The organism is Alkalimonas collagenimarina (genome assembly GCF_030717845.1).
GTDB lineage: Bacteria > Pseudomonadota > Gammaproteobacteria > Enterobacterales > Alteromonadaceae > Alkalimonas > Alkalimonas collagenimarina.
On record NZ_JAUZVZ010000001.1, the window covers coordinates 258,958 to 267,348 of the forward strand.

General features: G+C 48.4%; 8 protein-coding genes and 3 tRNA genes. All 11 read left to right on the top strand.

Annotated elements, in window-relative coordinates; all coding sequences use genetic code 11:
* Positions 1-3: 3 nt before the first annotated feature.
* The 11 genes from ruvB (at position 4) to nadA (ending at position 8,219) form a co-directional block, all read left to right on the top strand.
* On the top strand, positions 4-1,011 hold the full coding sequence (gene ruvB / locus Q3O60_RS01205; RefSeq protein ID WP_305892077.1) for a Holliday junction branch migration DNA helicase RuvB: 1,008 nt from the start codon (positions 4-6) through the stop codon (positions 1,009-1,011).
* An 848-nt stretch (positions 1,012-1,859) separates the two neighbouring features.
* Positions 1,860-2,549: a protein TolQ gene (gene tolQ / locus Q3O60_RS01210; protein ID WP_305892078.1), complete on the top strand. Its 690-nt coding sequence runs from the start codon at positions 1,860-1,862 to the stop codon at positions 2,547-2,549.
* Positions 2,549-2,980, top strand: a complete 432-nt coding sequence (gene tolR, locus Q3O60_RS01215) for a protein TolR (RefSeq protein ID WP_305892079.1) — start codon at positions 2,549-2,551, stop codon at positions 2,978-2,980. Before tolQ ends, tolR begins: the two co-directional genes overlap by 1 nt.
* A complete protein-coding gene (tolA, locus tag Q3O60_RS01220) occupies positions 2,981-3,886 on the top strand; it encodes a cell envelope integrity protein TolA (RefSeq protein WP_305892080.1) in 906 nt (301 codons plus the stop codon). It abuts the gene before it with no gap.
* 2 nt (positions 3,887-3,888) lie between these two features.
* A complete protein-coding gene (gene tolB, locus Q3O60_RS01225; protein ID WP_305892081.1) occupies positions 3,889-5,241 on the top strand; it encodes a Tol-Pal system beta propeller repeat protein TolB in 1,353 nt (450 codons plus the stop codon).
* Between the two features lie 41 nt (positions 5,242-5,282).
* Positions 5,283-5,822, top strand: a complete 540-nt coding sequence (pal, locus tag Q3O60_RS01230) for a peptidoglycan-associated lipoprotein Pal (protein ID WP_305892082.1) — start codon at positions 5,283-5,285, stop codon at positions 5,820-5,822.
* 48 nt (positions 5,823-5,870) lie between these two features.
* On the top strand, positions 5,871-6,647 hold the full coding sequence (gene ybgF / locus Q3O60_RS01235; protein WP_305892083.1) for a tol-pal system protein YbgF: 777 nt from the start codon (positions 5,871-5,873) through the stop codon (positions 6,645-6,647).
* 134 nt (positions 6,648-6,781) lie between these two features.
* Positions 6,782-6,857: transfer RNA gene (locus tag Q3O60_RS01240), tRNA-Lys, on the top strand.
* Positions 6,858-6,887: 30 nt separating this feature from the next.
* A tRNA-Lys gene (locus Q3O60_RS01245) sits at positions 6,888-6,963 on the top strand.
* 31 nt (positions 6,964-6,994) lie between these two features.
* Positions 6,995-7,070: transfer RNA gene (locus Q3O60_RS01250), tRNA-Lys, on the top strand.
* Positions 7,071-7,160: 90 nt separating this feature from the next.
* Positions 7,161-8,219, top strand: a complete 1,059-nt coding sequence (gene nadA, locus Q3O60_RS01255; RefSeq protein ID WP_305892084.1) for a quinolinate synthase NadA — start codon at positions 7,161-7,163, stop codon at positions 8,217-8,219.
* The last annotated feature ends 172 nt before the right edge of the window (positions 8,220-8,391 follow it).

The window sequence follows — 8,391 nt, forward strand, 5'->3', positions numbered from 1 at the left end:
CCCATGATTGAAGCCGACCGTTTTATGCAGCCTACCGCCAGCCGTGATGATGAAGCCATTGATCGCGCAATCCGTCCGCGCTTATTGGCCGACTATACCGGGCAAGAGCACGTTTGTGAGCAAATGGCGATATTTATTGAGGCGGCACGGGGACGTGGTGAACCACTCGACCACCTACTCATTTTTGGTCCCCCTGGCCTGGGGAAAACGACCTTAGCCATGATTGTCGCCAACGAAATGAAGGTCAACATTAAGACGACTTCCGGACCTGTGCTGGAAAAAGCGGGCGATTTAGCAGCACTGCTCACCAATCTGGAAGAAAACGATGTGCTGTTTATTGATGAGATCCATCGCTTAAGCCCCGTTGTCGAAGAAATCCTCTATCCGGCGATGGAAGATTATCAACTGGATATCATGATTGGTGAAGGCCCGGCCGCTCGCTCCATTAAACTCGATTTACCACCTTTTACTCTGATCGGAGCAACCACCAGAGCGGGGGCACTCACATCACCACTGCGCGATCGTTTTGGCATTGTGCAACGATTGGAGTTTTATAAAGTCAGTGAGTTAACTCAGATTATTCTGCGCTCTGCCAGTTTTCTAAACTTGGAGTTGGATGAAGCTGGAGCGGTTGAGATTGCACGACGCTCTCGTGGCACGCCGAGGATCTCAAACCGATTGTTACGTCGGGTACGCGATTATGCTCAAGTGAAATCCGATGGTACCGTGACTGCAAGCTTGGCCGCGGATGCACTAAAAATGGTGGATGTGGATGCAGAAGGTTTCGATTACATGGATCGTAAGTTGTTGCTGGCGATTATCGAGAAGTTTATGGGCGGTCCCGTTGGGTTGGATAACCTGGCGGCAGCGATTGGTGAAGAAAAAGACACCATCGAAGATGTCATTGAGCCATTTTTAATCCAGCAGGGCTTTATACAGCGCACCCCACGAGGCAGAGTAGCATCGCCCCGCGCCTATCAACACTTTGGTTTTGATTTGCCTGAGAGTTAAAGCAGTTTGTAAGATCACAGGCAAAAAAAAGCCCGCTCGATAAGAGCGGGCAAATGCAACAAGTTGAAGGAAGTGCTTCAATAAATCCAGGGAACATCTTGGGAGTAGCAATAAAGCGAATGAAATCATTCAAGCTCTATCGCCATGTGAACTGGTCTAAAACAGTGAGTGACCTCACTGTTCTTTGCGCTAGCTCAGAACACCTGCGTATTCTAGTGAGTTAGAGTAAAGACTTCAAACGAGAAAAATTTGGGTTTTGCTATGAAAAAATCTAATGTGAAATTCATCAGTCGTTCATTTAAATCCGGTATAAGAAAAGCAAGGATGCCAATAGAGTGGTAAGGTTGAAGGCGATCTGAGCGCTGTCATGGTAGGTGCTTTTACTCGAAGATAATTTATGTGTTGATCTGTTCGCACTATGACAAATATTAAAAGCGCCGTTAGGCGCATTTTGAGTACTTTTGATCGCAATAATGGAACTTGTTTTTGGCTGAAAAGTCTCAAGTGCGAGTTGTTATTGAGACGAGTAACGGACTCTTGTACGGCTAGTACAGACTATTTTTTTCGGAAACGTCTGGCACCAGTTGAGTTCACAAAATGCCTGCCCTATGATAGACAGCGTTTTACAGAAATAAGTCTCTTACTCGTGTTTAAAGTTCATGCCCAAGGGCTCTGTGGTTGAGCCGGTAGTTTACTATTGCTGCTAAAGGGCGGGTGCTAAAGGCCATAACCTAACGTGGTGTGCGTCGATTGGTTTGGTGTATTGATCCGCAGTACATTGGATGTCGCTGATATTTATGTTAAAAGTTATTGGTTTAGTTTTGATGAATTCACAGAGGTAATGTCCAGTGTCAGGTGAAATTTCAGTTGTAGGCTTGCTGCTTGAAGCAGGGATTATTGTGCAAGCTGTCATGTTGCTGTTGGCCGGTATGTCTATTGTATCTTGGGCCATGATCTTTCAGCGTAGAAAGGTTTTAAAGCAAGCGGTAACAGAAGCCAAACGATTTGAAGATAAATTTTGGTCAGGCATCGATTTATCGAAACTGTACTCAGAAGTGAGTGCTCGCGGGCAGGTCACTGGCCTGGAAGCGTTGTTCAAAGGTGGTTTTAAAGAGTTTGTTCGGTTGCATAAAAACAGTAGCCGGCAACCATCCGCTGTGATGGAAGGCTCGCAACGTGCGATGCGCGTTGGTTTGTCCCGTGAGGTAGAGCGGCTGGAAACGCACTTACCATTTTTGGCTACCGTCGGCTCAATCAGCCCTTACATTGGCTTGTTTGGTACCGTCTGGGGGATCATGAACTCCTTTATTGCATTGGGCTCTGTGCAACAGGCGACCTTAAACATGGTAGCGCCAGGTATTGCCGAGGCATTAATTGCAACCGCCATGGGTCTATTTGCTGCTATTCCTGCCGTTATTGCTTACAACCGCTTTTCACATCAGGTTGAATTGCTGGAAAGCAGCTATGTTAACTTTGTAGAGGAATTTGCCAATATTTTGCATCGCCAGGCGGTTAGCAGCACGGGTGAGGCTGCCTGATGTTCATTCGTAAGAAACGCCGGATGATGGCAGAAATTAATGTGGTTCCTTACATTGATGTTATGCTGGTCTTGTTGATTATTTTTATGGTCACTACGCCTATGCTTACGCAGGGGGTCAAAGTGGAGCTACCCAGATCAGCAGCGGAACCATTAGAGCAAATGACCGATGGCAATACACCATTAGTTGCGACGGTCGATGCTGCGGGGCTGTATTATTTTGAGAAAGATGGTGAGCAACAAGGCCCTTTTACATCGGCAGAGCTGGTGGTTGAAGTGGCAAGCTGGCTTGCTATTGAACCGGGTACACAAGTGATTGTTAAAGGGGATCATACAGTCAGTTATGATGCGGTGATTCGTTTGATTAATGTGCTGAAAAATGCAGGTGCACCTTCGGTTGGTTTGATGACCGATCCGGGGGAGGGCAACTAGATGCAACCTGAATTCAAGGCTGCACTTATTAAATCGTTAGTGCTGCATGTCGGTTTCATTTTGGTGTTGGTGGCGAGTAATTTTGCTCCGGGTCCTAATTTAGAGCCTACACCGATGACGATGACGGCCTCGTCTGAGCCTTCTGCGCCTATTGAGGCTGTAGCCATTGATCAAGCGCAGTTTGATCAGCGGGTACAACAAATTCGAGAGCAGCGTGAAGAAACACAGCGAGCAGAACAGCAACGCATTGCAGAATTGGAGCGTCGTGCTCAAGCCGCTGAGCGTTCACGAGCCGAAGAGGAACAGCGCATTCGTCGGTTAGAGCAGCAGCGACAGCAGCAAGATGAAGCGGCTAAACAGGCAGCTGCGGCAGCTGCAGAGTCACGCAGACAGCAGCAACAAGAGGCAGAACGAGCCAGAGCAGCGCAACAAGAGCGTGAGCGGGCAGAAGCGGAGGCGCAGGCAGCAGCTGAACGTCGCCGTCAAGAGCAGGAAGCTGCTGAGAGAGCTGAAGCTCAGCGTCAGCAGCGCGAGCGTGAGGCTCGGGAGCGAGCGCAGCAAGAGCGTGAGTTGCAAGAGCGGCTTGAACGCGAAGCACAATCCAGACGAGCGGCTCGCCAGCAACAGACAGTGACTGAAGTGCAACGATACACCGCGATGATCCGCGACCGGATCCAACAGAACTTGCGGGTGGATGAACGGATGCGAGGTCGCTCATGCGTCGTAAATATTCGCTTGGCCAACAGCGGTTTTGTCACCAATGTCAGTGTGGTAAGCGGTGACCAGGTGGTCTGTGATGCGGCGATACGTGCTGTTGAACGAGCGGGAACTTTGCCTGTTTCTCAAGACCCGGATGTCTTTGAGCAACTACGAAATATTAACTTAACTGTGGTGCCAGAATTTTAATTATGATGAATCTAATCCGTTTCAGTTTATTTTTCTTATTGCTACTAAGTGTGCCGGTTGACGCTCGTAGTAATGCACTTGAGATTGTTATCACAGAAGGTATTGATTCAGCACGGCCCATTGCGGTGGTGCCTTTCCGGTTTGAGGGCGCGAATCGACCCAGTGAAACGATCACCGATGTGGTAGCCGCTGATTTAACGCGTAGCGGACAATTTAATGCCATACCGACGATACGTATGCCTCAGCAGCCTCATAACGCATCATCCGTAGATTATGCAGCTTGGGTCCGGGAAGGTGTTGAAGCTGTGGTGGTTGGGACTATTCGCGAAGTTGGCCCCGATCGCTATACCGTTGCTTTTGAATTGATTGATGTGGCCAGAGGAAACTTGGGTATCACCCGGCAAATGCTGAATGCAGGCCAGTTAACCGCTAGTCAGGAGCATATTCTTGAAACCCGTGAAACCACCATTAGCGGCAGTCAAATGCGACAGTTTGGTCATCGAATCAGTGATATCGTCTATGAGCGTTTAACGGGAACCCGTGGGGCTTTTCTGACAAAAATTGCCTATGTGCTGGTGCAGCGAGATGCTGAGTTTCCTTTTCAGCTTGCAGTAGCTGACTACGATGGTGCGAATCAACAGATACTATTACGCTCTCGTGAGCCGTTGATGTCACCAAGCTGGTCACCAGATGGCACCAAGCTGGCGTATGTTACGTTTGAGCAGCGGCAGGCGCAAATTATTATTCAGGATATTTACACTGGCCGTCGCAGTGTCTTAAGTAGTACGCCTGGTATCAACGGAGCACCGACATGGTCGCCCGATGGTAAACGTATGGCGATGGTATTGTCCAAAGATGGCAATTCTGAAATTTATATTATGGATATTGCGACTAAAGCACTGACTCGTGTTACCAATCATCGGGCGATTGATACCGAGCCAGCGTGGTCGCCAGATGGTAAAGAACTGATTTTCAGTTCTGAACGAGGTGGCAATCCGCAGCTTTATAGCGTAAATTTACAAACTGGAACGACAAGGCGCTTGACTTTTGAAGGTGAGATGAACTTATCCGGGACTTTTACCCCAGATGGAGAATCCATTGTGATGGTAAATCGAACGCGTGGCCGTTATCAGCTTGCCCGGATGGACCGACAGACCCGCTATATGCAGGTTCTGACAACGACCAGTCTTGATGAGTCTCCAAGCATTGCACCCAATGGGTCTATGGTGATTTATAGCACTATGCATGGTAATTCTCAGGTGTTGGCACTAGTTTCTATGGATGGACGTTTTAAAGCCCGGTTACCTGCTGCTGAAGGGGAAGTAAAGTCGCCAGCCTGGTCGCCATTTCTATAACAATATGATACTTACTATTTATTAAGCTAAGGATTTTAGATATGAACGTACATCACGCTTTAAAAGGGATGCTGATCGCACTGCCAATTTTAACTATGGCAGCTTGTAGTTCAACATCGCAGACCAGCGCTTCTGATGCTGAAGCAGAAGAAGCAGCACGCCGTGCTCAACAAGAACGTGAGGCCGTGCAGGTTGAGCGTGCACAACCAACCATGACGGCGGAAGAGCGCGTTCGCGAGCAAATGGAAAGCCTTCGTCAAGAAAGCACCATCTATTTTGATTTCGACCGGGCCACGATCCGTCAGGAGTTTGCTGAAACTTTACGCGCTCATGCATCGTTCTTGCAAAGCAACCCTTCGGTTCGTGTCACCATTGAAGGCCACACCGACGAACGTGGTACGCCTGAATACAACATTGCATTAGGTGAGCGCCGTGCTCAAGCGGTTGTTCAGTACATGCAAAATCTGGGTGTGTCCTCCAATCAGATGAGAACGGTCAGCTATGGTGAAGAGCGTCCGATTGATATGTCGCGCACCGAAGCCGGTTTTGCCAAGAACCGTCGTGCGGTACTGACCTACTAATACTGGGTTAAAATAAGTAGTACGTTGAACTAAGAGAAACGTTGCACAATGAAAAAACTGTTATTGATTACAACGACGTTGATGTCGGTTTCAGTGTGGGCAAACCCCGCACCAGTATCCGATATCAGTCGTTCGTCTCGGGGAGTGACTAGTTCATCAGCCGCTTCTGGTACCATCGAACAACGACTAGAATCATTAGAGCGTGTGGTAGAAGCTCGAGGCAATGCGCAAATGCGCATGCAAGATCAGCTGCAACAATTGCTTGATGAGGTATCGGAACTACGTGGTCAAACTGAGATGCATAGTTTTCAATTGGAAGAGATTGTGCAGCGTCAACGTGATATTTATCAAGAAATTGAGCGGCGGATGACGGCTACTCCCGCGTCAACCGCCGATACTCAAACGCAAGTAAGTGAGGCACCAGAGCCCACTCAATACTCATCGGATGTATCTGAAAATGATGCCTATGATCGTGCGGTACAGATGGTATTGCGTGATCGGCGCTATGATGCGGCCATTACTGAGTTTGAATCCTTCTTACGTAATTACCCGAATTCTATCTATGCGGCCAATGCCAATTACTGGTTGGGCGAGTTAGTGTTGCGTGACAGCGAGCTATCCAAAGCAAAAACCTATTTTCAACGCGTGGTGCAAAACTTCAGCGATTCCAATAAAGCGCCCGATGCCTTGTTTAAATTAGGCCAAATCGCAGAGCGTGAAAATAACGTGGATGCCGCAAAACGGTACTTCCAACAGGTGACACGAGAGCATGCTAATTCTCCTGCCGCTCGATTAGCACAAGGTCGGTTAGACAGCCTCAATTAATGAATAGGTTGCCAGGTTGTTGTAAAGTGCAGCAATTTGCTTTGAAATTGAGCACTTGGCCAGCAGCCAGACACTTTTTCTTATTTTTTGGTTGCACTGACGCATGAAATCAGTAAGATATGCGTCCGCGGCGAGGGTCATTAGCTCAGTTGGTAGAGCAGTGGACTTTTAATCCATTGGTCGATGGTTCGAATCCATCATGACCCACCATCCGCTTCAACATGTTTGCCACTTATACGTGGGTCATTAGCTCAGTTGGTAGAGCAGTGGACTTTTAATCCATTGGTCGATGGTTCGAATCCATCATGACCCACCATCGTTTCAGCATGTTTACCACTTCTTATTGTGGGTCATTAGCTCAGTTGGTAGAGCAGTGGACTTTTAATCCATTGGTCGATGGTTCGAATCCATCATGACCCACCACTTATCTTTCGGTTCCCCAGCGTTAACTTTTGTCATTTTGTCTTGTCTCACTTATAATAACGCCCTTTATCGGTAACGAAGACAGGCACGATGGAACAAAGTTTGTATTTTGACGAACAGCAGTTTGTTTTTCCGCGCAAGCCTATGCCGCTGAATCAGCACGAGACAGCCGCGTATAAACAGCGCATTAAAGCATTATTGCAGCAGCATAATGCTGCACTGGTTGCGCATTACTACACCGATCCTGAAATTCAGGCCCTGGCTGAAGAGACCGGTGGTTGTGTGTCTGACTCTTTAGAGATGGCTCGCTTTGGCAAGCATCATGCTGCCGATACCTTAATTGTGGCTGGTGTTCGCTTTATGGGTGAAACTGCCAAAATTCTAAGCCCTGAAAAAACCATCTTAATGCCAACGCTTGAGGCTACATGCTCGCTGGATTTAGGCTGTCCGGTTGATGCTTTTTCTGCTTTTTGCGATCAACACCCGGATCGAGTGGTGGTGGTGTACGCCAATACCTCAGCGGCTGTTAAAGCACGCGCTGATTGGGTGGTGACGTCATCGATTGCACTGGATGTAGTGGACTTTCTTGACAGTCAGGGCAAAAAAATCATCTGGGGACCCGATAAGCATTTAGGACACTATGTGCAAAAGCAAACCGGTGCTGACATGTTGTTGTGGGATGGCGCCTGCATTGTGCATGATGAGTTTAAAGCCAAAGCCTTGGTTGAGCTGAAACAACAATACCCAGATGCCGCCGTTTTGGTGCACCCTGAATCGCCAGACTCAGTCGTGCAGTTGGCCGATGCGGTAGGCTCAACCAGCCAGTTGATCAAAGCCAGCCAAACCATGGCGAACCAAACCTTTATCGTGGCCACCGACAAAGGCATTTTTTATAAAATGCAGCAACAGGAGCCCGGTAAAACCTTTATCGAAGCTCCAACCGGTGGCAATGGTGCAACCTGCCGCAGCTGCGCCCACTGCCCCTGGATGGCGATGAATGGCCTGCAAGCGATTGAAGCTGCCTTGGTGAATAAAACAGGCCACGAGATCTTTGTCGACGACGCCCTGCGTCTAAAAGCACTGGTCCCACTGGATAGAATGCTTAATTTTGCCAAAGAGCAGCAAGTGGCTGTGAAAGGAAATGCGTGAACTGGTTAATTTGCCAGCAGAAAGCAACCAGGCAACAGATAACAGTTGCAACAAAGCTGCTTTTTACCTAGTATAGCGGCGCTCGCTTAGGCGAGTATCGGAGAGGTGGCTGAGTGGCTGAAGGCGCACGCCTGGAAAGTGTGTTTAGGTTAACCCCTAACGAGGGTTCGAA